Origin of the sequence: Promicromonospora sp. Marseille-Q5078 (assembly GCF_050315395.1) — a bacterium.
Lineage (GTDB): Bacteria > Actinomycetota > Actinomycetes > Actinomycetales > Cellulomonadaceae > Isoptericola.
On sequence record NZ_JBNPQG010000001.1, the window covers coordinates 744,722 to 764,922 of the forward strand.

The window sequence follows — 20,201 nt, forward strand, 5'->3', positions numbered from 1 at the left end:
ACGCACGCCATACCCGCGGGCGGGCTGCTCGCCGCGCGTTCCGGACGGCGCGCCGTTACGGTCGAGCCGTGCCGACGCGTCAGCTCCATCTCGCTCTCGCCGGGCCGGTCGAGGTCGCGGACGCCCTCGCCGCACTTCGTGCCGAGGTCGGCCTGCCCGCGATGTTCCCCACCGCCGTCCGCGAGGAGGCCGAGGAATCCGCCGAGGGCGGCGGCACGGCGCCGGTCGACGGCGCCAAGGCGCGGCAGGACCGTCGTGACGTCGAGCTCGTCACCATCGACCCGCCGGGCTCCATGGACCTCGACCAGGCGGTGCACGTCGCCTCGTCGGGCCGCGGGTACATCGTGCGGTACGCCATCGCGGACGTCGCCGCGTTCGTCCGGCCGGGTGGCGCGCTCGACTCCGAGACGCACCGGCGGGGGACCACGGTGTACGGCCCGGACGTGCGCACGCCCCTGCACCCGACCGTCCTGTCGGAAGGGGCCGCGAGCCTGCTGCCCGACGAGGACCGGCCCGCCGTCCTGTGGACGATCGGCCTGGACGCCGACGGCGAGATCACGAGCAGCTCCGTCACCCGCGCGACCGTGCGGTCGCGCGCCCGCCTCACCTACGGGGAGGCGCAGGCCCAGCTCGACGCCGGGTCCGCGTCGGACTCGCTGTCGCTGCTGGCCGACGTCGGGCGCCTGCGGCAGGCGCGCGAGCGCGACCGCGGCGGGGTGTCGCTGGAGGTGCCCGAGCAGGAGATCGTGCCGGAGCGCGACGGGACCTTCACGCTGGAGCTGCGCCGCACGCTGCCGGTGGAGGGCTGGAACGCGCAGATCTCCCTTCTCACCGGGATCGCCGCGGCCGCGATGATGCGCGAGGCCGGCGTCGGCCTGCTGCGCACGCTGCCGCCGGCCGACGACCGCGACGTCGCGCGCCTGCGCCGCACGGCCGCCGCGCTCGGCATCGAGTGGAGCGAGGACGCCTCGTACGCGCAGCTCGTCCCGACCCTCGAGTCGCGGCGGCCCGCGCACGCGGCGTTCCTCTCCGAGGCGACGACGCTGTTCCGCGGGGCCGGCTACCTGGCGTTCGGCGTCCCCGGCCCCGACGGCGGGGCGCCCGTCACGCTCCCGGCCGACGCCCGGCACGCCGCGATCGCTGCCGAGTACGCGCACGTCACGGCACCGCTGCGCCGGCTCGCGGACCGCTACGCGACCGAGGTGTGCCTCGCGCACGCCGGGGGCCGGGACGTGCCCGCCTGGGTGGCGGAGGCCCTGCCCGGCCTGCCGGAGACGATGGCGGCGGCGTCCCGCACGGCCGGCGCCTTCGAGCGGGGCAGCGTCGACATCGTCGAGGCGGCGCTGCTCGCCGGGCGCGAGGGCGAGGAGTTCGACGGCGTCGTCGTCGACGTGCGCGAGAGCAGGGACGACGGGGACGGCGCCGCCCGCCGCGGCGAGGTGATGCTGCGCGAGCCGGCCGTCCGGGCCCGGCTGGAGGGCGACGACCTGCCGCTCGGCGAGCGCGTCCGGGCCACGCTGGCCGAGGCGTCCGTGCCCGAGCGCACGGTGCGCTTCACCCTGCCCTGACCGCCTTCCGGCACGCGATCCCTCGCGCCACCGGCGCCCTTGCCGCGACCGGTCCCGTTCTCGAAGGTCCGGGTTCGGGGTCGTCGGCGGTCGCGCCCACCTGACGCCGGACCGCGGCCGCATCGATCTCGTGCTGCCCGTCGGAGTGCGTCCTGCCGTCGGCCGAGAGCTCAGATGACGGTTTGATAACACTCCTGCCTTATAACGATTCAAGGTCTAGCGGCGCCCCCGCACCTATTCGTTAAGGTCCCTTCCCTACGGACAGTGCGGTGACCACCGCGGCGTGATGACGCGCCGCCGACCGGAAGGACCCACGATGAACCGACGGACGACGCGAGGTCGCTGGCTGATGGCGGCCGCCGCGCTCACGAGCGTGACCCTCCTGGCCGCCGGGTGCTCCGGTGCCGCAGGAGACGACGGCGGCGACAGCACCGGCGCCCCCGCGGCCGAGGGCACCGCCACGGACCAGGAGCTGGTGATCTGGGCAGGTTCCCAGACGCCGATCACCCCCAACTTCAACCCCTACTCGGTGGGCGTGCTGCACCTCGCCAACGGCGGCATCTACGAGACGCTGTTCGCCTACAACAAGCTCGAGGACGTGGACCCGACGCCGATGCTGGCCGAGTCCTTCGAGTGGAACGAGGACGGCACCGAGCTGTCGGTGACGATCCGTCCGGACGTGACGTGGAACGACGGCGAGCCGTTCACCGCGGACGACGTCGTCTACTCCTTCACCAACGGCACGGCCAAGCCTGCGTACCTGAAGGACGCCGTCGCGCAGGACGAGTCGACCGTCGTGTTCTCGTTCGCCGAGCCCGCGTACGCGAACGAGTTCGCCGTCCTCGGAAGCACCTACATCGTGCCGGAGCACGTGTTCTCCGAGCACGAGGCCGACTCGGGCGAGGACGCCGAGGGCAACGCCCTCGAGGGGCTCGTGGCCTGGGACAACGCCGAGGCCCCCGTCGGCACCGGCCCGTACGTGCTCGACACCGCGTCCAACGCCGCGTACACCGCGAAGGCGAACCCGACCTACTGGGGCGGCGAGCCGAAGGTGGCCGCGCTGCGGTACGTCGGCATCGACGCCAACCAGTCCGCCGAGGACCTGCTCACCACCGGCGAGATCGACTGGACCACCATGTTCGTGCCGGACCCCGACCGCGTCACGTCCACGGGCGGCTTCGGGTACGTCAACACCCCCGTCGACCCGGTGGTGCTCTACACCTGCGCCAACACCGACCTCGGCTGCGAGGGCGCGCAGACGGACGTCGCCGTGCGCCAGGCGCTCAACGTCGCGATCGACCGCGGCGCGATCACCGAGAAGGCGTTCGTCGGCCTCGCGAAGCCGATCTCGCCGACGTACGCGCTGCTCGGCCGCGACGACAAGTGGATCGCCGACGGCATGCCGAAGGAGTCCCCGCAGACCGCGGACGCCGCGGCCGCCGGGAAGATCCTCGAGGAGGCCGGCTACACCAAGGACGCCGACGGCTTCTACGGCAAGGACGGCACGCCGATCGACCTCACCCTCACCTCGGTGGACGGCTGGTCGGACTTCAACAACGCCGCCAAGCTCATCGAGGAGCAGGCCAAGGCCGCGGGCCTCAAGGTCACCGCGTCGACCATCTCCTGGAACGAGTTCGCGGACGCCCGCGTGTCCGGCGAGTTCGAGCTGATCATGGGCGGCGTCGTCGGCACCTCGCTGGCCGACCCGTTCCAGATCTACCGCGAGTGGTTCACCGGCGACTACACCCAGAAGGTGGGCACCGCCCTCGAGCCCGGCGAGTGGAACATCTCGCGGTACGACAACGACGACGTGAACGCCGCCGTCCAGGCCGCCTCCGAGACCAACGACGAGGCCGCCAAGAAGGAGGCCTACGCCACCGTCCAGGAGCACATCGTCGAGGACCTGCCGTACATCCCGATCGTGGTGAACGGGACGCAGACCTTCTACAACACGACGAAGTTCACGGGCTGGCCGACGGAGGAGGACATGTACATGTTCCCGCCGTCGTGGCAGGGCCCGTCCTCGGGCGTCATCCTCGGCAAGCTCGGCGGCGCCGAGTAGCACGCCGTAGCGACGGGTGACCGGCGGGCCCCACGGCCCGCCGGTCGCCCGTCCCGACGCACACGCGCTCGCACCCGCGAGGCCCGCGCCGCGCGCGACCAGCACCACGACTCGAGGAGGAGCCGCATGCCCCGGACACCGAAGGGCGGCCCGACCCCATGAAGTTCTACCTGAGGCGGATCGCCTTCTACGCGATCACGCTCTGGGCGGCGATCTCGCTCAACTTCCTCATCCCGCGCCTGCTGCCGGGCGACCCGTTCTCCATCCTCATGGCCAAGCTGCAGCGCGCCGGCGGCATCCCGGCGGGCACGGAGAACAGCATCCGGCTCCTGCTCGGGGCCGCCGAGGACCAGACCCTGTGGGAGCAGTACGTCACCTACTGGGGCAACCTGCTGCGCGGCGACCTGGGGGTGTCCGTCACGAACTTCCCGGCGCCGGTCACCCAGCTCATCGGTGACGCCCTGCCGTGGACCCTCGGCCTCGTCGGCACCGCCACGGTCATCTCGTTCGTGCTCGGCATCGGGCTCGGCGCCTTCGCCGGCTGGAAGCGCGGCACGTGGGTGGACAGCCTCGTCCCCAGCACCACGATGCTGCAGTCGCTGCCCTACTTCTGGGTGGCCCTCGTGCTCATCTTCGTGTTCGCCGTGAGCCTCCAGTGGTTCCCGATCATCGGCGCCTACGACGTCTTCCACTTCAACGGCCCCGAGTGGAGCTGGGCCTTCGTCGGCTCCGTGATCTACCACGCGTTCCTCCCGGCCGTGACGATCGTGATCTCGTCCGTGGGCGGCTGGCTGCTCGGGATGCGCAACATGATGGTCTCGACGCTGTCGGAGGACTACGTCACGACGGCCGAGGCCAAGGGGCTGCGCCCGCGCCGCGTCTTCATGACCTACGCGGTGCGCAACGCGTCCCTGCCCTCCGTGGCGGGCTTCGGGGTGTCCCTCGGGTTCGTCGTCGCCGGCTCCCTCGTCATGGAGCAGGTCTTCACGTACCCCGGCGTCGGCAAGCTCATGATCACCGCGGTGCGCAACAACGACTACGCCCTGATGCAGGGCGTGTTCCTCGTGATCACCCTCGCGGTCCTGGCGGCGCTGTTCCTCATGGACCTCATCTACGGCTTCATCGACCCGAGGACGCGGCACCATGACTGACCTGCAGACCGCACCGCAGAAGGCGCCGGAGACGGCCCCGTCGAAGCCTGTCCGCTCGGGCGTCCGGCAGATGCTGCCCTCGAGGTCGGGGAAGCTGATCGCCGGCCTGGTCCTGGTCGGCGCGATCCTCCTCTTCGCGATCGTCGGGCCGTGGGTCACGCAGGACCCGCGCAGCTCCGGCAACGACGCGATGCTGCCCCCGCAGCCCGGCCACTGGCTCGGCACCACCGGGCTCGGCTACGACGTCCTCGCCCAGCTCGCCGAGGGCGCCCGTGGCTCGCTCGTCATCGGCGTCACCGCTGGCCTCATCGCGATCGTGCTGGCGCTGCTGTTCGGCGTCGTCGCCGGGTACATGCGGGGCTGGACCGACGAGGTCCTGTCGCTGGTCACCAACATCATGATCGTCATCCCCGGCCTGCCGCTGATGATCGTCATCGCCAGCTACCTCCAGGTGCGCAGCACCATGCTCGTCGCGCTGATCCTCGGGATCACCGGCTGGGCGGGGGCGGCCGTCGTGCTGCGGTCCCAGGCCCGGTCGCTGCGCGTGCGCGACTACGTCTCCGCGGCCCGCGTGGCCGGCGAGAGGACGCCGCGCATCATCCTCGTCGAGGTGCTGCCGAACCTGCTGCCCCTGCTCGCGGCGCAGTTCCTCTTCGCGATCGTCCTCTCGATCCTCGGCGAGGCGGGCCTGTCCTACCTCGGCCTCGGCCCGAACGGCGCGATCACCTGGGGCACGATGCTCAACGAGGCGCAGGGCGGCGGGGCGCTGACCCGCGGGGCCTGGTGGTGGTTCGTGCCGCCGGGCCTGATGATCGCCCTCTTCGGCACCGGGCTCTCCCTGATCAACTTCGCCATCGACGAGATCGTCAACCCGAAGCTGCGCCTCGCGCCCGCGGCCGCCAAGCGCGTCCGCGAGGCACGCCGGTCCGGCAAGGACAAGCTCGGTCGCGGCGCGGCGGCCCAGCCCGCCGTCCACAAGGAGAGGGTCGACGCATGACGGCCACCACCACCGGCCCGCTGTCCTCCGCGACGCACGCCGAGCACGTCGGCGGGCTCGAGCCCGTCCTCACCGCCTCGCACGTGAGCATCGAGTACGAGGTGGACCCGCCCGTCCGCGCCGTGCACGACGTGTCCCTCACCCTGCACCGCGGCGAGATCCTCGGCCTCGCCGGCGAGTCCGGCTGCGGCAAGACGACCCTCGCGTACGGGCTCAACCGGCTGCTCAAGCCGCCGGCGATCCTCCGCTCCGGCGAGGTGACGTTCCACGACGCGAACGGCACCGACATCGACGTCGTCGGCCTCACCGGCGACTCGCTGCGGGCGTTCCGCTGGGACAAGGTGTCCATGGTGTTCCAGGGGGCGATGAACTCGCTCAACCCGGTGATCAGTGTGCGCAAGCAGCTCGGCGACGTCCTGACCACCCACCGGCCGCAGATGGGCAAGCAGGAGCGCGCCGCGCGGTCGGCCGAGCTGCTCGAGCTCGTCGGGGTCGACCCCGGGCGCCTCGACAGCTTCGCGCACGAGCTCTCCGGCGGCATGCGCCAGCGCGTGATGATCGCCATGGCGATGGCGCTCAACCCGCAGGTCATGATCATGGACGAGCCCACGACGGCGCTCGACGTCGTCGTCCAGCGCGGCATCCTGCGCGAGATCATGCGGCTGCGGGAGCGGTTCAACTTCGCCGTCGTCTTCATCACCCACGACCTGCCGCTGCTGCTCGAGATCAGCGACCGCATCGCCGTCATGCGCGCCGGCGAGATCGTCGAGCTCGACACGTCCGAGTCGATCTACGCGCGGGCCCAGCACCCGTACACCCGGCAGCTGCTGAACTCGTTCCCGAGCCTCACGGGCGACCGTGGCTCGTTCGTCCGCACCGGCGTCTCCCAGGACGTCGCAGGGGAGGCGTCATGAGCAGCCTCGAGGTCCGCAACCTCGTCAAGGAGTTCAAGGTCCGCAGCGGTCTGCACAGCAGCACCCTGCGCGCCGTGAACGACGTGTCGTTCACGCTGGAGCCCGGCCGGACCATCGCCCTCGTCGGCGAGTCCGGGTCCGGCAAGTCCACCGTCGCGAGGACGATCTCCCAGCTCGAGACCCCGACGTCGGGCGAGATCCTGCTCGACGGCGCCCCGATCGGCCGCCGCGGCCGCGCGCTGGCGGGCTACCGGCACCAGGTGCAGATGGTCTTCCAGGACCCGTTCGCGTCGCTCAACCCGTACCACACGGTGGCGCACCACCTGGAGCGCCCGCTGAAGATCCACGGCATCGCGGCCGGTGATGCGATGGAAGGGGCCGTGCACGCGCTGCTCGAGCGGGTGAACCTCACCCCGGCCGAGGTGTACGCGGCCAAGCGGCCCCACGAGATGTCCGGCGGGCAGCGGCAGCGCGTCGCCATCGCCCGGGCGCTGGCCCCCGGCGCGCGGTTCCTCGTCGCCGACGAGCCCGTGTCCATGCTCGACGTGTCCATCCGGCTCGGGGTGCTCAACCTGCTGGCCCGGCTGCAGCGCGAGGAGAACCTCGGCGTCCTGTACATCACCCACGACCTCGCCACCGCGCGGCACTTCAGTGACGAGATCATCGTCATGTACCGGGGCGACATCGTGGAGCGGGGGCCGTCCGACGAGGTCATCCTGAACCCGCAGCACGACTACACGAAGACGCTGCTGGCCGCCGCTCCCGAGCCGTCTCGTCACGGGGTGCTGCGCGAGGAGGTCCGGGCGGAGCTCGCTTCGTAGGTCCTGCTTCTTCGGTTTGCGGTAGCGGTCGCGCGGGTCGGCGGCCTCTTTGCGCGGACGCGTTCACGGGCGCCAGGGCGCCCTCCACTTCGGGAGGGATACGTCCGCGCGAAGAGGCCGCCGACCCGCGCCCGGCCGTCGTCTTGCGCGCCTCGTCGGAAGCCGCTCGTTCTGTCGGTCGAGCGTGTCGAGACCACGGGCACCGGCCTGGTGGCGGTGGGGCTTAAGGTGCTGCCGTGCCTGCTCGACGACGGACCGACCCTGCGGCGGGGCGCGCCGCCGTGGCCGCGTGGCTGGGCGGGGACACCGCCCGGCCGGTGACGACCACCGCGGTGCGGTTCACGCTGGAAGAGCTGGCCGACGTCGCGCCGGGGAACTCCGTGGAGGTGCGGGTGCCGCCCGCCGGGGCGGTGCAGGCCGTGGCCGGCCCGCGGCACACGCGGGGGACGCCGCCCAACGTGGTGGAGACCGACGTGGAGACCTGGCTCGGCCTCGCCACGGGGCGCCTGGGCTGGGACGAGGCCCTGGCGTCCGGGCGGGTGAGCGCCTCCGGCGAGCGCGCCGACCTGTCCGCGCTGCTGCCGCTGCAGGCCGCCCGCCCTCGCCCCTGACCGCGCCGAGGTAGTCCAGATCTCGCCGAGGTAGTTCGAAGTCCCGCGAGGTAGTTCGGGTCGCGCCGAGGTAGTCCAGAGGTGGCCCGGGAGCGCGCGAGGTCGTTCGTGCGGCGTGCGATAGCGGCCGTCGGCTCGGTCCGCTACGTTCGGCGGCACCGGGCAGTCGCGCGCCGGCCAGCGGACGACGACGTCCGGTGACCTGGGGTTCAACCGTGGTTCACACGGGTCTGCTGAGGTGACGCCACCCGTACGTCCCGCCGCGAAGGAGCCACCGTGACCCGCACCCGTCCCGCCCGCCCACGAGGACCGCTCGCGGCCGCCACCGCGGCCGCGCTCGTCCTCCCCGTCGGCGCCGCCCTTGCGGCTCCGGCGTCGGCCGCCGTGTCGCCCGACGCCCCCATCGTCATCGACGAGGTGTACGGCGGCGGCGGCAACAGCGGCGCCGCGTTGAACCAGGACTTCGTCGAGCTGTACAACCCGACGGACCAGCCGGTGTCGCTCGACGGCTGGTCGGTGCAGTACGCGTCGGCGACCGGGGCCTGGGCCAACGGGGCGCAGACGAACCTGTCCGGCGAGGTCCCCGCGGGCGGGTCGTTCCTCGTCGGCGAGGCGCTCGGCGCGAACACCGCGCTGCCCGCGCTGCCCGCCCCCGACGTCACGGGCACGATCGCGATGTCCGGCACGGGCGCCAAGGTCGCGCTGGTCCGCTCGACGGGCCGGCTCTCCTGCGCCGGCGCCGACTGCGCCCAGGCCGAGGACGTCGTCGACCTCGTCGGCTGGGGCCCCACGGCCAACGCCTGGGCCGGCTCCGGCCCCGCCCCCGCCACGACGAACCCGACGTCGGTCGCGCGCCGGGACCACGCCCACACCGCTGACAACGCCGCGGACTTCGCCACGGGGACGCCCACGCCGACGGCGAGCGGCACCGACCCGGGCACGGACCCGGGCCCGGCCGAGGACGCGACGATCGCGGAGATCCAGGGCACCGGCGCGTCCTCGCCGCTGGTCGGGAAGGCGGTGACGACCACGGGCGTGGTCACCGCCACCTTCCCCACCGGCGGTTTCGACGGGCTCTACCTGCAGACGGCCGGCACCGGCGGCGACCCCGCCGACGACGCGACGCCGGGCGCCTCCGACGCCGTCTTCGTCTACTCCCGCGCCGCGGCGGCCGAGCTCGAGGTCGGCGACCACGTCGAGGTCACGGGCGAGGTCAGGGAGCACGAGGGCCTGACGGAGGTCACCGCCGACGCCTGGAACCCGCTCGACGAGCCCGGCGCGGTCGAGCCGCTGGCCACGGCGTGGCCCGGGACCGACGCCGACCGGGAGGCGCTGGAGGGCATGCTCCTGGCCCCGCAGGGCGACTTCACCGTCACGGACAACTACGACACGAACTTCTACGGCACGATCGGGCTGGCGGCCGGCGGTTCCCCGCTGGTCCAGCCGACGTCGGTCGGCCGCCCGGGGTCGCCCGAGGCGAAGGAGCAGGCCGAGGACAACGCGGCCCGCGCCGTGCTGCTGGACGACGGCGCGTCGACGAACTACGGGTCGGCCGCGAACTCGTCCCAGCCGCTGCCGTGGCTGACCGGCGGCGACCCGGTCCGGGTCGGCGCGGCCGTCACGTTCACGCGGCCCGTCGTCCTCGACCACCGCTACGACGCCTGGGGGCTGCAGCCGCAGCACCGGCTCACGCCGGACGTCGCCCAGGACGTGCAGCCCGCCACGTTCGAGGACACGCGTGAGGCGTCGCCGCAGGACGTGGGCGGCACGCTGCAGGTGGGCACGTTCAACGTGCTCAACTACTTCACCACCACCGGCGACCAGCTCACCGGCTGCCGGTACTACACCGACCGCGCCGGCGACCCGGTCACCGTCCGCGACGGCTGCGACGCCCGCGGCGCGGCCGAGGCCGAGGACCTGGAGCGCCAGGCGACCAAGATCGTCGCGGCGATCTCCGCCCTCGGGGCCGACGTCGTCGGGCTCGAGGAGATCGAGAACTCCGCGGCGTTCGGCAAGGACCGCGACCAGGCGCTCTCCGACCTCGTGGACGCGCTGAACGCGCACGACGGCGCGGGCACGTGGGCGTACGTCGCGTCGCCCGGCACGCTGCCGGCCGGCGAGGACGTGATCCGCACCGCGTTCGTCTACCGGACGGCCGCGGCCGAGCCGGTGGGGGAGTCGCGGATCCTCGACGACCCGGAGGCGTTCGGCAACGCGCGCCAGCCGCTCGCGCAGGTGTTCCAGCCGGCCGGCGGGGTGGCGGCCGACCCGGGGGACGACGTGGTGGTGATCACCAACCACTTCAAGTCCAAGGGGTCGGCCGGCCCGTGGCCCGGCGACGCGGACACCGGCGACGGCCAGGGCGCGTCCAACGAGTCCCGCGTGCGGCAGGCGACCGCGCTGGTCGGCTTCGCCGACGACGTGGCGGAGGACGCGGGCACCGACGCCGTGCTGCTGCTCGGCGACCTCAACTCGTACGAGCAGGAGGACCCGGTGGTGGTCCTGACCGACGCGGGGTACACCGACCTGGGCCCCACCACCGGCGAGTACAGCTACGCGTTCGACGGCGCGGTCGGCTCGCTCGACCACGCGCTCGCGTCGCCGGGCCTCGTCGACCGGGTGACCGGCACCGACATCTGGAACGTCAACGCGTACGAGCCGGTGGCGAACGAGTACAGCCGGTACAACTACAACGCCACGATCCTGTACGACGAGACGCCGTTCCGGTCGTCCGACCACGACCCGCTGCTCGTCGGTCTCGACCTCGCGCCGACGGCCCCCGCGTGGACGGCGAGCGCCACCTACACGAAGGGCGACCGGGTCGCCTTCGAGGGCGGCCTGTTCGAGGCGCTCTGGTGGTCGCGCGGCGACCGGCCCGGGGCGTCGGCCTACGGGCCGTGGGCCGAGGTCGGGGCGCCCGTCGTCACGTCCGCGGGGACCTTCCCCGCCTGGACCGGCACCTGGGTGTACGGCAAGGGGGACGTGGTCGTGCACGACGGTCACCGCTGGGAGGCGCGCTGGTACTCCCGGCACGACGAGCCCGGCGCGACGCCGTGGGGTCCGTGGCGGGACCTGGGCGCCGCCTGACGTGCCGGGCCGAGCCTGTCCGGACCGCCGCGGCGTGGTCCCGACAGGCTCGACCGGCGGTGTCTCCGGCCCGGACGGGGTGGCTTAGGCTCGTGGGGTGAGCAGCTCCACCCCCGACGGCCCCGCGGACGACCGCCCGGCGACGCCCGAGCAGGCGCCCCACGAGGCCGACCGCGTCCCCGCCGACGCCGCGCCGGACGCCGACGCCGCCCCGGCGGCGGGCGCCGAGACCGACAGCACGCCGGAGGGCGACGCCCCGGCCTCGGAGGAGCCGCAGGAGGTCGCGCTGCTGGTCGACCCCGACCGGGTCCGCCGCGCCCCCAAGGTCACCGTCTTCCTCTGGGTGGGCGCGCTGGTCGGCGCCGTCGTCGGCCTGATCTTCTCGACGTGGCTCATCGACGTCTCCGGTTCGGCGGAGACCCTGATGAAGCCGGGCGTCTACGTGTCGGTCACGGTGCTCGGCGGGATCGCGCTGGGCCTGGGCGTCGCGGGCCTGCTCGCCGTGATCGCCGACCGGCGCAGCCTCCGTCGCCGCTGACGGTCCGCCAGGGCCGCTGTGTGATACTTGAGGCATGCCCTTGCGCCCTGACGGCCGCCTGACCCACGACCTCATGCCCGGCGAGAAGGGACCCCAGGACGCCTGCGGCGTCTTCGGGGTCTGGGCCCCCGGCGAGGAGGTCGCCAAGCTCGCCTACTTCGGTCTCTACGCCCTGCAGCACCGCGGACAGGAGTCCGCCGGCATCGCCACCAGCAACGGCGAGCAGATCCTCGTCTACAAGGACATGGGCCTCGTGTCCCAGGTCTTCGACGAGACGGCGCTCGACGCCCTCACCGGCCACCTCGCCGTCGGCCACTGCCGGTACTCCACCACCGGTGGCGTGACCTGGGAGAACGCCCAGCCCACGCTCGGCGCGACCGCGGGCGGCACCGTCGCCCTCGGGCACAACGGCAACCTCACCAACTCCGCTGAGCTCGTGAACCTCGTGGCCGAGCGCTACGGCGCGCAGCGCCGCGGCGAGCTCGCGCGCGGCAACACCACCGACACCGCGCTCATCACGGCCCTGCTCGCCGGGGACGCCGACCACACGCTCGCGCAGACGGCGCTCGAGGTGCTGCCGCAGCTGCGCGGGGCGTTCTCGCTCGTCTTCATGGACGAGGGCACGCTCTACGCCGCGCGCGACCCGCAGGGCGTGCGCCCGCTGGTCCTGGGCCGCCTGCAGCGCGGCTGGGTGGTCGCCTCCGAGACGCCGGCTCTCGACATCGTCGGCGCGTCGTACGTCCGCGACGTCGAGCCGGGCGAGCTCATCACGATCGACGCCGACGGGCTGCGCTCGGACAAGTTCGCCGAGCCGGAGCGTGCGGGCTGCGTCTTCGAGTACGTGTACCTCGCCCGCCCGGACAACACGATCAACGGCCGCTCCGTGCACGCGTCGCGCGTCGAGATGGGCCGCACGCTCGCCCGCGAGCACCCGGTCGACGCGGACCTCGTCATCCCGACGCCGGAGTCCGGCACGCCGGCCGCCGTCGGCTATGCCGCCGAGTCGGGCATCCCGTTCGGCCAGGGCCTCACCAAGAACGCCTACGTGGGCCGCACGTTCATCCAGCCGTCCGACACGCTGCGCCAGCTCGGCATCCGGCTCAAGCTCAACCCGCTCCGCGAGGTCATCCGCGGCAAGCGCCTCGTCGTCGTCGACGACTCGATCGTGCGCGGGAACACGCAGCGGGCGCTGATCCGCATGCTCCGCGAGGCGGGGGCGGCCGAGGTGCACGTGCGCATCTCGTCCCCGCCGGTCAAGTGGCCGTGCTTCTACGGCATCGACTTCGCGTCGCGCGCCGAGCTCATCGCGAACGGGCTGAGCCCGGCGGAGATCGGCCAGTCCCTCGGTGCGGACTCGCTCGGCTACATCTCCGTCGAGGGCATGATCGCCGCCACGGAGCAGCCGTCCTCCCAGCTGTGCGCGGCCTGCTTCACGGGCAAGTACCCGATCGAGCTGCCGACCGCCGACCAGCTCGGCAAGCACCTCCTGGAGCAGGCGGAGCTGCCGCTCGGCGCCCCCGAGGACGGGCTCCGCCAGGTGACCGTCGGTGCCGGCGCGTCGAACGCACTCGACCACCCCTGACCAGATCCCCGGTGGCCGAGCCTGTCGAAGCCGCCGTCCGACGACCGATGGTGGTTTCGACAAGCTCAACCACCGGCCTGGGAGCCACAGTGACGAACGAACCCCTGACCTATGCCGCGGCCGGCGTCGACACCGAGGCCGGCGACAAGGCCGTCGAACTGATGAAGGACGCGGTGCGCCGCACGCACGGCCCCGCCGTCCTCGGCGGGGTGGGCGGGTTCGCCGGGCTCTTCGACCTCTCCGCGATCCGCGAGTACCGCCAGCCGCTGCTCGCGACCTCGACGGACGGCGTCGGCACCAAGGTCGCGATCGCGCAGGCGCTCGACAAGCACGACACGATCGGCTTCGACCTCGTCGGCATGGTCGTCGACGACATCGTCGTGGTCGGCGCCGAGCCGCTGTTCATGACCGACTACATCGCCACGGGCAAGGTGGTCCCGGAGCGCGTCGCCGACATCGTGCGCGGCATCGCCCAGGCCTGCGAGGTGGCCGGCACGGCCCTCGTCGGCGGCGAGACGGCCGAGCACCCGGGACTCCTGGAGCCGCACGAGTACGACGTCGCGGGCGCCGCGACGGGCATCGTCGAGGCCGACGCCGTGCTCGGCCCGGAGCGCGTGCGCGCCGGCGACGTGCTGGTGGCCATGGGCTCCAGCGGCCTGCACTCCAACGGCTACTCGCTGGTGCGCGCGGTCGTGCGGCACGCGGGCTGGGCGCTGGACCGCCACGTCGAGGAGTTCGGCCGCACCCTGGGCGAGGAGCTGCTGGAGCCGACCCGCGTGTACGCGCGCGACGTGCTCGCCCTCGCGCAGGACCCGGCCGCGCAGGTGCACGCGGTCACCCACGTGACGGGCGGCGGCCTCGCGGCGAACCTCGCGCGCGTGCTCCCCGCCGGCACCGTCGCCACCGTGGACCGCGGTTCGTGGGAGGTGCCGGCCGTCTTCCGGACGGTCCGCGACCTCGGCTCGGTGCCGCGGGGCGACCTTGAGAACACCCTCAACCTGGGCGTCGGCATGGTGGCGGTCGTCGGCGCCGAGGGCGTGGACGCCGCGCTGGCGACGCTGGCCGCCCGCGGGGTGCCCGCCTGGGTGCTGGGCTCCGTGGCGGACCTGGACCCCGCCGCCCCGGCCGAGGACCTGGTCGCCGGGACCAAGGGCGTGCACGGTGGCGCGGTGCGGATGGTCGGCGACTACCGCTGACAGGGCGTCGCGGGGGAGGGGATTCTCCCCCGCACGGACGAAGGGCCGGACGGCTGCTGCCGTCCGGCCCTTCGCACGCGGTGCAGGATCCCGTGGTTCAGGACGGGACGCTGCACCGGCGACTCAACGCTCGTCGCCCCAGGTGTTGTATCGGTTGTCGTACTCCTCGTCGTCGGCGGAGAAACGATCCTCCGTGGCGACATCGGTTCGACTGCCCTCGCTGCCCTTGAGCTCTTGCTCGAGCGCGTGGTAGTTCGTCTCGGGGCTGTAGTACTTCAGCTCGCGAGCGACCTTAGTCTGCTTTGCCTTCTGACGGCCGCGGCCCATGGCTGAGACCCCCTCAACGTAGGAGCGGGGCAGGCGACGTCCCAGACGGCGGCCCCGTGCGTTAGTAGTCTGTTCAGATCCCAACGGTACATGCTCGCGTGCCATTCCCTCCACTCCGCGGCGCGTGCCGGTCGCATCGATCGACGTCGGAGGGGGTGACGTCCGTGCGATGGTGTCTCAGGTCACGAGACCGAAAGGTGCGCGTGACGGTCCGTGCCGGGCCCGGAGCCAGTCAGAACGGGACGCACGGCACGTCTCGGGCCATGCCCGTACGATCCGGACGATTTCATCCGGCTCCCAAGTCGCCTCAATCCCGCTTTCTGCCCACAATGGATGAGCGAGACCGTGTAGCACACCGGGCGCCGCCCGGGCCGGTCACGCACCAGGAGGTGCAGGGGATGTCGCTCCACGGAGACTCCGAGGTTCTGCTGACGCCTGCCGAGGTGGCCAGTCTGTTCCGCGTCGATCCGAAGACCGTGACCCGCTGGGCCAAGGCGGGGAAGCTCTCGTCGATCCGCACCCTCGGGGGGCACCGTCGTTACAAGGAGTCGGAGGTGCGCGCGCTGCTCGGCGCCGCCTCCGAGGAGGCGACGCCGGACAACAAGTAGCGGTGTCCGGGCGGGAGCCCTCAGCGGCGCCGGGCGCGGACGACGACGATCACGACGAGCGCCAGGCCCGCTGCGGCCGCACCGAGCAGCACCTGCGCGTTGCGCTTGCGTCGGGGCTGGCCGTCGGGCAGGCCGCCGCCCGTGACGAACGCGCCGGCGTCGCTCGCCGCCTGCTTCGTCGCCCTCGCGAGCTGGTTCGCCTGGTAGGACGGCGACAGTCGCGTCGCGAGCTGGTCGAGGGTCTCGGTCAGCTCGGCGCGGGTACGGGTCACCTCGTCCTGCAGCTCCCGCGCGGTGGGGGGCGGGACGCGGTCCTGGGGCGTCGTGGGCTCGGTCACCGGCGGACCCCCTTCTTCAGCGTCTCGACGTCTTCCTTGACCCGGTCGATCGTCTCGGGCCGGCGGGCCGCCTTCTTGAGCTGACCGACGGCGATCGCCGCCGCGACGCCCGCCACCAGCAGCAGAGCCACGCCCACGACCAGCGCCGAGAGCCACAGGGGCCACGCCTCCGCGAGCCCGGTGATCCCGGCCCAGATGAGCACGCCCACCGCGTACAGCACGACGACGAGGGCGAAGCCGATCAGCCCGACCCCGATGCCGGACCGCTTCGCCTTCTCCGTGATCTCGGCCTTGGCGAGCGCGACCTCCGCGCGCACGAGCCGCGTGGCCTGTTCCGACAGCTGCTCCACGAGCCGACCCATGGAGGGTGGCTGCTCGGCGGGCGGCGTGCGTCCGTCGTCCCAGTCCGTCATCGGCTGCTCCGATCCTGCGAGATGTGATCGTCCGTGGGGTCCCACTCAACCCGTCCCTGCTGGTCCAGGCAATTCCTACGGTGCACGAAGGCGGGTCGGGTCGCGCGCGGCACGCCCTGGAACGACGAAACCCCCGCGCCTGGGGCGCGGGGGTCTCTGCTGTGGCTCCGACCGGCGTCGATCCGGTGACCTTTCGATTTTCAGTCGAACGCTCTACCAACTGAGCTACAGAGCCGTGACACGAACGCCCGGGCGCCGTTGCCGACGAACCGGGCGCATCATGCGCGACCCTGACGGGACTTGAACCCGCGACCTCCGCCGTGACAGGGCGGCGCGCTAACCAACTGCGCTACAGGGCCATGGTGAGGAGAAGTCTCCGCACCTGGAAGCTCGTTTCGAGCCGAGAAGAAGCGTACCCCATGCTCGCCGGGATCTTGAAATCGGATCCTGACCAGCAAGAACGCCCCGTTTCGCGGGCCGTCGGACGTCGCCGACACCCCGCGGACGTACCCCCAACGGGATTCGAACCCGTGCTACCGCCGTGAAAGGGCGGGGTCCTAGGCCGCTAGACGATGGGGGCTGGACCGGGCAAGCATACCCAGGCGTCGCAGACGGCCGGCGCCCGCGGGTGGGCGAGGATGGGACCCGTGGTGGAGATGACGCGCGAGGAGTTCGAGGACGCGGTCCGTGACGGCCTCGACGAGGTGCCGGCCGACCTGGCCGCGATGATGGACAACGTCGTCGTGCTCGTGGAGGACGACGCCCCCGCGGACGACCCCGAGCTCCTCGGGCTGTACGAGGGCGTGCCGCTCACGGAGCGCGACCTGCACTGGGCCGCCGGGTCGCTGCCGGACCGGATCACCGTCTACCGCAACCCGACCCTCGCGATTTGCGACACGCGTGAGGACGTGGTCGAGGAGGTCGCGATCACTGTGGTGCACGAGATCGCCCACCACTTCGGCATCGACGACGAGCGGCTGCACGACCTCGGCTGGGCTTAGGTGTGACGAGACGACGACGCCCGGGACCGATCGGTCCCGGGCGTCGTCGTGCGGTGCGGCGCGTGCCGCTCAGAGCGGGCTGTACTCCCAGTGCCATGCCTCGGGCTTGCGGCCGTCGGCCTGGGCCCAGTCGGGGTTGTGCCAGCCGAACTTCCCGGCGTTCTCGACGAGCCACTGGTGCTGGGCGCTGCCGTACTCCTCCACCCCGTCGTTGAGGTCGACGGCGATGCCCCAGCCGTGGTCCGAGTACCCCGGCACGGCGGCGAAGTAGCCGCGGCTCGCCTTGACGGACACCTGCGACTCGTAGGAGCGGTAGGAGTCGCGGACCTCCAGGTGCGTGCCGAAGCGGGCCCGGTACGCGGCGTCGAGCCGTTCGAGCTGCTCGGCCGCGTCGGCGCGGAGCGTCTCGCCCTTCGCGAACGACAGCTCGGCGAGGTCCGCGGAGGGGATGCGCCCGTTCTCGTAGCCCTCGGTGTCGTCGGCGTGCTGCTTGAGCGCAGCCGCCGCCTTGCGGGCCTTCGCGGCCTGGGTGCTGAGGATCTCGGCAGGCGTCGCGGGGGCGGGCTCGATGCTGACCGCGCTGGTCTTCGTCGTGTCGAGCACCGCGGTGAGCGAGTCCGTGGCCTTGGCGATGTCCGCCGCATCCGTGGCACGCACGTCCAGGGAGGTGCGCTCGGCGGAGCGGGACGCCGCCTCCGTGCCGGTCCGGTCGGCGACGAGGTCGCGCAGCGTCGCCGCGCTCTTCGCCACGGACCGGCGCTGGTCGCGCGGGACCGCCCGCGACTCGGACGCCACCTGGTCGGCGCGGGCGAGGACCGCCTGCGCGGCCGAGAGCGCCTCGTCGCCGGACGGCGCGGAGGCCGCGTCCTTCGTGGTCGTCTTGTCGGCGGCCGCGGAGGAGTCGCTCGAGCCGACGGCGCCCGCCGTCGCGGACGCCGCACCGGCGAGGGCGGGGCGCGCGATCGCGGTCGCGGCCGTGGTCGCGTCCGTCGCGCCGAAGGCGCCGGTGCCGATCGCGCCCACGGAGCTCGCCTCGGGTGTGGTCGCCGCCGCGGCGGCGGGCTCCCCGGAGGCCTGGGTGAGCCCGGTCGCCACGCCGGTCGTCAGTGCCATCACGGTGAGCGCCACGGGGACGCCGGCGCGCGCGGCGCGGCGCCGCGGCCGGGGCTGGGCGGCGCGGGCGGGGCGCGGGGTGCGGTCGGGGTGGTGGATGTCGCGGCGCCGGGGCAGGGGCGCAGAGGCGTGCTCGGTCACGTGGGAAGGTCCTCGGGGGTCGGGAGTTCGGGAGCTCGAACCTGTCGGGAGCTCACACCGGTCGGGAGCTCCTTCCATCTTCAACCGTCCCGACGGGTGCTCCGGGCCGACGAGGGAACCAGACGACACGAATCCCGTGCGGGGCGCGGGGACGAGATGTGAAGGACGGGACATCCCGGGGCGATCGGCCGGCCGCCGTCGGCCCGGATCCGGATGCTGGGACGGGCCGTCCCGCGCCGCCCGCCGCCTCGACGTGCCCGCCCGCCGCGCCTCAGGATGCTCGGATGAGCTCCGCACCCGTGACCGTCGCGGTCCACCGTGTCGTCAGCCAGGACCGCGTCCCCGAGGTGACCGCCTGGGTGCAGTCCGGCGTCCGCCTCGCGAACCGCTGGGACGGCTTCCTCGGCTCCGGCTGGATCCGCGCCGCCGAGGGCGCCGCCGACTGGATCATGCTCTACCGGTTCGCCGACGCCGCGCGGCTCGATGCCTGGGAGGGCTCGGAGGAGCGCCGCCGGTGGCTCGCGGCCGGCGAGGGGCTCGTCGAGGAGCGGCGCGTGGAGAAGCGCACCGGCATCGAGGGCTGGTTCGACGCCCCGCTGCGGCAGGACGAGCCGGCCGGACCGCCCCTGCTCGCGGCACCGCCCCGCTGGAAGCAGTCGGTGGCCATCTGGCTCGGCTTCTTCCCCGTGAACCTGGCCTTCACGGCGCTGGTCGGGTGGCTCGTGCCGTCGTTCGGCGATCTGCACGTGGTGCCGCGGGTGCTCGCCACGACCCTGGTGCTCACGCCGATCATGTCGTTCTGGGTGCTGCCCTGGGTGACCGGCCGGCTGTCCGGCTGGCTGCACGCGCCGCGACGCTGAGCCGGGCCGGCGGCAGCCTCAGCGGGCGGACGGTACGGGCGCCCCGTCGAGCCACTCCCGCAGCCGCGCCGGGTGGTCGGTGATGATGCCGTCCACGCCGGCATCCCGCAGGAGCTCCCAGGCGGGCTCGTCGTTGGCAGTCCACCCGAACACCTGCAGGCCGGCGGCATGGGCGGCAGGCACGAGCGCCGGGTCGTCGGCGATCAGGGCGGCGCCCGGGCTGACGGCGGCGGCGCCGAGCTCGCCGAGGAGCTCGGCCAGGTCGTCGCGCGGGTGCTCGACCAGCAGGGATCGCGGCACCTGCGGGGCGACGTCGCGCAGCGCGGCGACGGTGACGGGGTCGAACCCCTGCACCATCAGCCGGTCCTCAAGGCCGGCCTCTGCCACCACCTGCATCGTCACGGCGACGTCGTCGGCGGTCCACCGGCCCTTGTACTCGCACAGCACGTCGAGGCCCGGGCGCGTCGCGACGAGCTCGAGCACCTCGGCCAGGGTCGGGATGCGTTGGCCGGCGAACTCCGGCGCGAACCAGCCGCCCGCGTCGAGCGACTGCAGCCCGGCCCGGGTGAACCCGCGGACCTCGCCCGTGCCGTCGGTCGTGGCGTCCACCGTGCCGTCGTGGATCACCATCGGGACGCCGTCGGCGCTGAGGTGCACGTCGATCTCGATCATCCGCGCTCCCGCGCGGGCCGCGGCGTCGAAGGCGGAGAGGGTGTTCTGCGGCGCGTCGGCGGAGGCGCCGCGGTGGGCGATGACGGCGGGGGCCGGGGGGGGGGGGGGGGCTGAGGTCCTTCGGGGCGACGGTGACGGGTGGGCACCGTGGGGATCGGACCCGCAACTCGCGGAGAACCGTGCCGGATCGGCCGCGTGTCG

The 20,201-nt window shown here is 73.1% G+C and carries 19 protein-coding genes and 3 tRNA genes; 14 read left to right on the forward strand and 8 right to left on the reverse strand.

The features are described from left to right. The first annotated feature begins 68 nt into the window (after positions 1–68). The 11 genes from ACQFYA_RS03460 to purM all read left to right on the forward strand — a co-directional run bounded on the left by ACQFYA_RS03460 (position 69) and on the right by purM (position 14,527). Positions 69–1,568: an RNB domain-containing ribonuclease gene (locus ACQFYA_RS03460; RefSeq protein WP_499121601.1), complete on the forward strand. Its 1,500-nt coding sequence runs from the start codon at positions 69–71 to the stop codon at positions 1,566–1,568. Positions 1,569–1,884: 316 nt separating this feature from the next. Beyond that, positions 1,885–3,630, forward strand: coding sequence for an ABC transporter substrate-binding protein (locus ACQFYA_RS03465; protein ID WP_499121602.1), 1,746 nt, complete (start codon positions 1,885–1,887; stop codon positions 3,628–3,630). Positions 3,631–3,788: 158 nt separating this feature from the next. After that, positions 3,789–4,781 (forward strand): ABC transporter permease, encoded by a 993-nt coding sequence (locus ACQFYA_RS03470; protein ID WP_499121604.1) that lies wholly within the window; start codon positions 3,789–3,791, stop codon positions 4,779–4,781. Further along, positions 4,774–5,778 (forward strand): ABC transporter permease, encoded by a 1,005-nt coding sequence (locus tag ACQFYA_RS03475; protein ID WP_499121605.1) that lies wholly within the window; start codon positions 4,774–4,776, stop codon positions 5,776–5,778. Before ACQFYA_RS03470 ends, ACQFYA_RS03475 begins: the two co-directional genes overlap by 8 nt. After that, on the forward strand, positions 5,775–6,692 hold the full coding sequence (locus ACQFYA_RS03480; protein WP_499121607.1) for an ABC transporter ATP-binding protein: 918 nt from the start codon (positions 5,775–5,777) through the stop codon (positions 6,690–6,692). The genes ACQFYA_RS03475 and ACQFYA_RS03480 overlap by 4 nt, the downstream gene beginning before the upstream one ends. Next, the gene (locus ACQFYA_RS03485) at positions 6,689–7,513 is read left to right on the forward strand and encodes an ATP-binding cassette domain-containing protein (protein ID WP_499121608.1); all 825 of its coding nucleotides are present in this window, start codon (positions 6,689–6,691) and stop codon (positions 7,511–7,513) included. Before ACQFYA_RS03480 ends, ACQFYA_RS03485 begins: the two co-directional genes overlap by 4 nt. 236 nt (positions 7,514–7,749) lie before the next feature. Further along, a complete protein-coding gene (locus ACQFYA_RS03490; protein WP_499121609.1) occupies positions 7,750–8,124 on the forward strand; it encodes a sterol carrier family protein in 375 nt (124 codons plus the stop codon). Between the two features lie 276 nt (positions 8,125–8,400). Next, on the forward strand, positions 8,401–11,211 hold the full coding sequence (locus ACQFYA_RS03495; RefSeq protein WP_499121610.1) for an ExeM/NucH family extracellular endonuclease: 2,811 nt from the start codon (positions 8,401–8,403) through the stop codon (positions 11,209–11,211). Positions 11,212–11,308: 97 nt separating this feature from the next. Further along, entirely contained in the window at positions 11,309–11,749 is a 441-nt protein-coding gene (locus tag ACQFYA_RS03500) for a hypothetical protein (protein ID WP_499121611.1), read from the forward strand. 34 nt (positions 11,750–11,783) lie between these two features. Further along, entirely contained in the window at positions 11,784–13,331 is a 1,548-nt protein-coding gene (gene purF / locus ACQFYA_RS03505; RefSeq protein ID WP_499121612.1) for an amidophosphoribosyltransferase, read from the forward strand. A gap of 89 nt (positions 13,332–13,420) precedes the next feature. Continuing rightward, entirely contained in the window at positions 13,421–14,527 is a 1,107-nt protein-coding gene (purM, locus tag ACQFYA_RS03510) for a phosphoribosylformylglycinamidine cyclo-ligase (RefSeq protein WP_499121614.1), read from the forward strand. Positions 14,528–14,650: 123 nt separating this feature from the next. On the opposite strand, the gene ACQFYA_RS03515 is transcribed toward purM, so the two are convergent. After that, on the reverse strand, positions 14,651–14,854 hold the full coding sequence (locus ACQFYA_RS03515; RefSeq protein WP_499121615.1) for a DUF3073 domain-containing protein: 204 nt from the start codon (positions 14,852–14,854) through the stop codon (positions 14,651–14,653). Between the two features lie 398 nt (positions 14,855–15,252). Here ACQFYA_RS03515 and ACQFYA_RS03520 point away from each other — a divergent pair, with 398 nt between their 5' ends. After that, complete coding sequence (locus ACQFYA_RS03520; RefSeq protein WP_416342820.1) at positions 15,253–15,462, forward strand: BldC family transcriptional regulator; 210 nt, start codon at positions 15,253–15,255, stop codon at positions 15,460–15,462. Positions 15,463–15,482: 20 nt separating this feature from the next. On the opposite strand, the gene ACQFYA_RS03525 is transcribed toward ACQFYA_RS03520, so the two are convergent. From ACQFYA_RS03525 to ACQFYA_RS03545, 5 genes are all read right to left on the reverse strand, one after another. Further along, entirely contained in the window at positions 15,483–15,800 is a 318-nt protein-coding gene (locus ACQFYA_RS03525) for a DUF3618 domain-containing protein (protein ID WP_499121616.1), read from the reverse strand. Continuing rightward, positions 15,797–16,213 (reverse strand): phage holin family protein, encoded by a 417-nt coding sequence (locus ACQFYA_RS03530; RefSeq protein ID WP_499121617.1) that lies wholly within the window; start codon positions 16,211–16,213, stop codon positions 15,797–15,799. Before ACQFYA_RS03530 ends, ACQFYA_RS03525 begins: the two co-directional genes overlap by 4 nt. A 162-nt stretch (positions 16,214–16,375) precedes the next feature. Continuing rightward, positions 16,376–16,448: transfer RNA gene (locus ACQFYA_RS03535), tRNA-Phe, on the reverse strand. 50 nt (positions 16,449–16,498) lie between these two features. After that, positions 16,499–16,572, reverse strand: a tRNA-Asp gene (locus ACQFYA_RS03540). Positions 16,573–16,720: 148 nt separating this feature from the next. Further along, positions 16,721–16,793, reverse strand: a tRNA-Glu gene (locus ACQFYA_RS03545). 58 nt (positions 16,794–16,851) lie between these two features. Here ACQFYA_RS03545 and ACQFYA_RS03550 point away from each other — a divergent pair. After that, positions 16,852–17,214, forward strand: coding sequence for a metallopeptidase family protein (locus ACQFYA_RS03550; protein WP_499121618.1), 363 nt, complete (start codon positions 16,852–16,854; stop codon positions 17,212–17,214). Between the two features lie 69 nt (positions 17,215–17,283). Here the strand turns inward: ACQFYA_RS03550 and ACQFYA_RS03555 are convergent, their stop codons facing one another. Further along, positions 17,284–18,468 carry a M15 family metallopeptidase gene (locus ACQFYA_RS03555; protein ID WP_499121619.1) on the reverse strand — a complete coding sequence of 395 codons (1,185 nt, stop codon included), beginning with the start codon at positions 18,466–18,468 and terminating at the stop codon, positions 17,284–17,286. 284 nt (positions 18,469–18,752) lie between these two features. Here ACQFYA_RS03555 and ACQFYA_RS03560 point away from each other — a divergent pair, with 284 nt between their 5' ends. After that, positions 18,753–19,328 carry an antibiotic biosynthesis monooxygenase gene (locus tag ACQFYA_RS03560; RefSeq protein WP_499121620.1) on the forward strand — a complete coding sequence of 192 codons (576 nt, stop codon included), beginning with the start codon at positions 18,753–18,755 and terminating at the stop codon, positions 19,326–19,328. An 18-nt stretch (positions 19,329–19,346) separates the two neighbouring features. Here the strand turns inward: ACQFYA_RS03560 and ACQFYA_RS03565 are convergent, their stop codons facing one another. Further along, positions 19,347–20,081: a glycerophosphodiester phosphodiesterase gene (locus ACQFYA_RS03565; RefSeq protein WP_499127414.1), complete on the reverse strand. Its 735-nt coding sequence runs from the start codon at positions 20,079–20,081 to the stop codon at positions 19,347–19,349. Positions 20,082–20,201 lie beyond the last annotated feature (120 nt).

Excerpts from the sequence above, each read along its gene's own strand:
- ACQFYA_RS03465 (WP_499121602.1), top strand. The coding sequence starts at position 1,885 with ATGAACCGACGGACGACGCGAGGTCGCTGGCTGATGGCGGCCGCCGCG.
- ACQFYA_RS03470 (WP_499121604.1), top strand. The coding sequence starts at position 3,789 with ATGAAGTTCTACCTGAGGCGGATCGCCTTCTACGCGATCACGCTCTGG.
- ACQFYA_RS03475 (WP_499121605.1), top strand. The coding sequence starts at position 4,774 with ATGACTGACCTGCAGACCGCACCGCAGAAGGCGCCGGAGACGGCCCCG.
- ACQFYA_RS03480 (WP_499121607.1), top strand. The coding sequence starts at position 5,775 with ATGACGGCCACCACCACCGGCCCGCTGTCCTCCGCGACGCACGCCGAG.
- ACQFYA_RS03485 (WP_499121608.1), top strand. The coding sequence starts at position 6,689 with ATGAGCAGCCTCGAGGTCCGCAACCTCGTCAAGGAGTTCAAGGTCCGC.
- purF (WP_499121612.1), top strand. The coding sequence starts at position 11,784 with ATGCCCTTGCGCCCTGACGGCCGCCTGACCCACGACCTCATGCCCGGC.
- ACQFYA_RS03515 (WP_499121615.1), bottom strand. The coding sequence starts at position 14,854 with ATGGGCCGCGGCCGTCAGAAGGCAAAGCAGACTAAGGTCGCTCGCGAG.
- ACQFYA_RS03520 (WP_416342820.1), top strand. The coding sequence starts at position 15,253 with ATGTCGCTCCACGGAGACTCCGAGGTTCTGCTGACGCCTGCCGAGGTG.
- ACQFYA_RS03530 (WP_499121617.1), bottom strand. The coding sequence starts at position 16,213 with ATGACGGACTGGGACGACGGACGCACGCCGCCCGCCGAGCAGCCACCC.
- ACQFYA_RS03550 (WP_499121618.1), top strand. The coding sequence starts at position 16,852 with ATGGGACCCGTGGTGGAGATGACGCGCGAGGAGTTCGAGGACGCGGTC.
- ACQFYA_RS03560 (WP_499121620.1), top strand. The coding sequence starts at position 18,753 with ATGAGCTCCGCACCCGTGACCGTCGCGGTCCACCGTGTCGTCAGCCAG.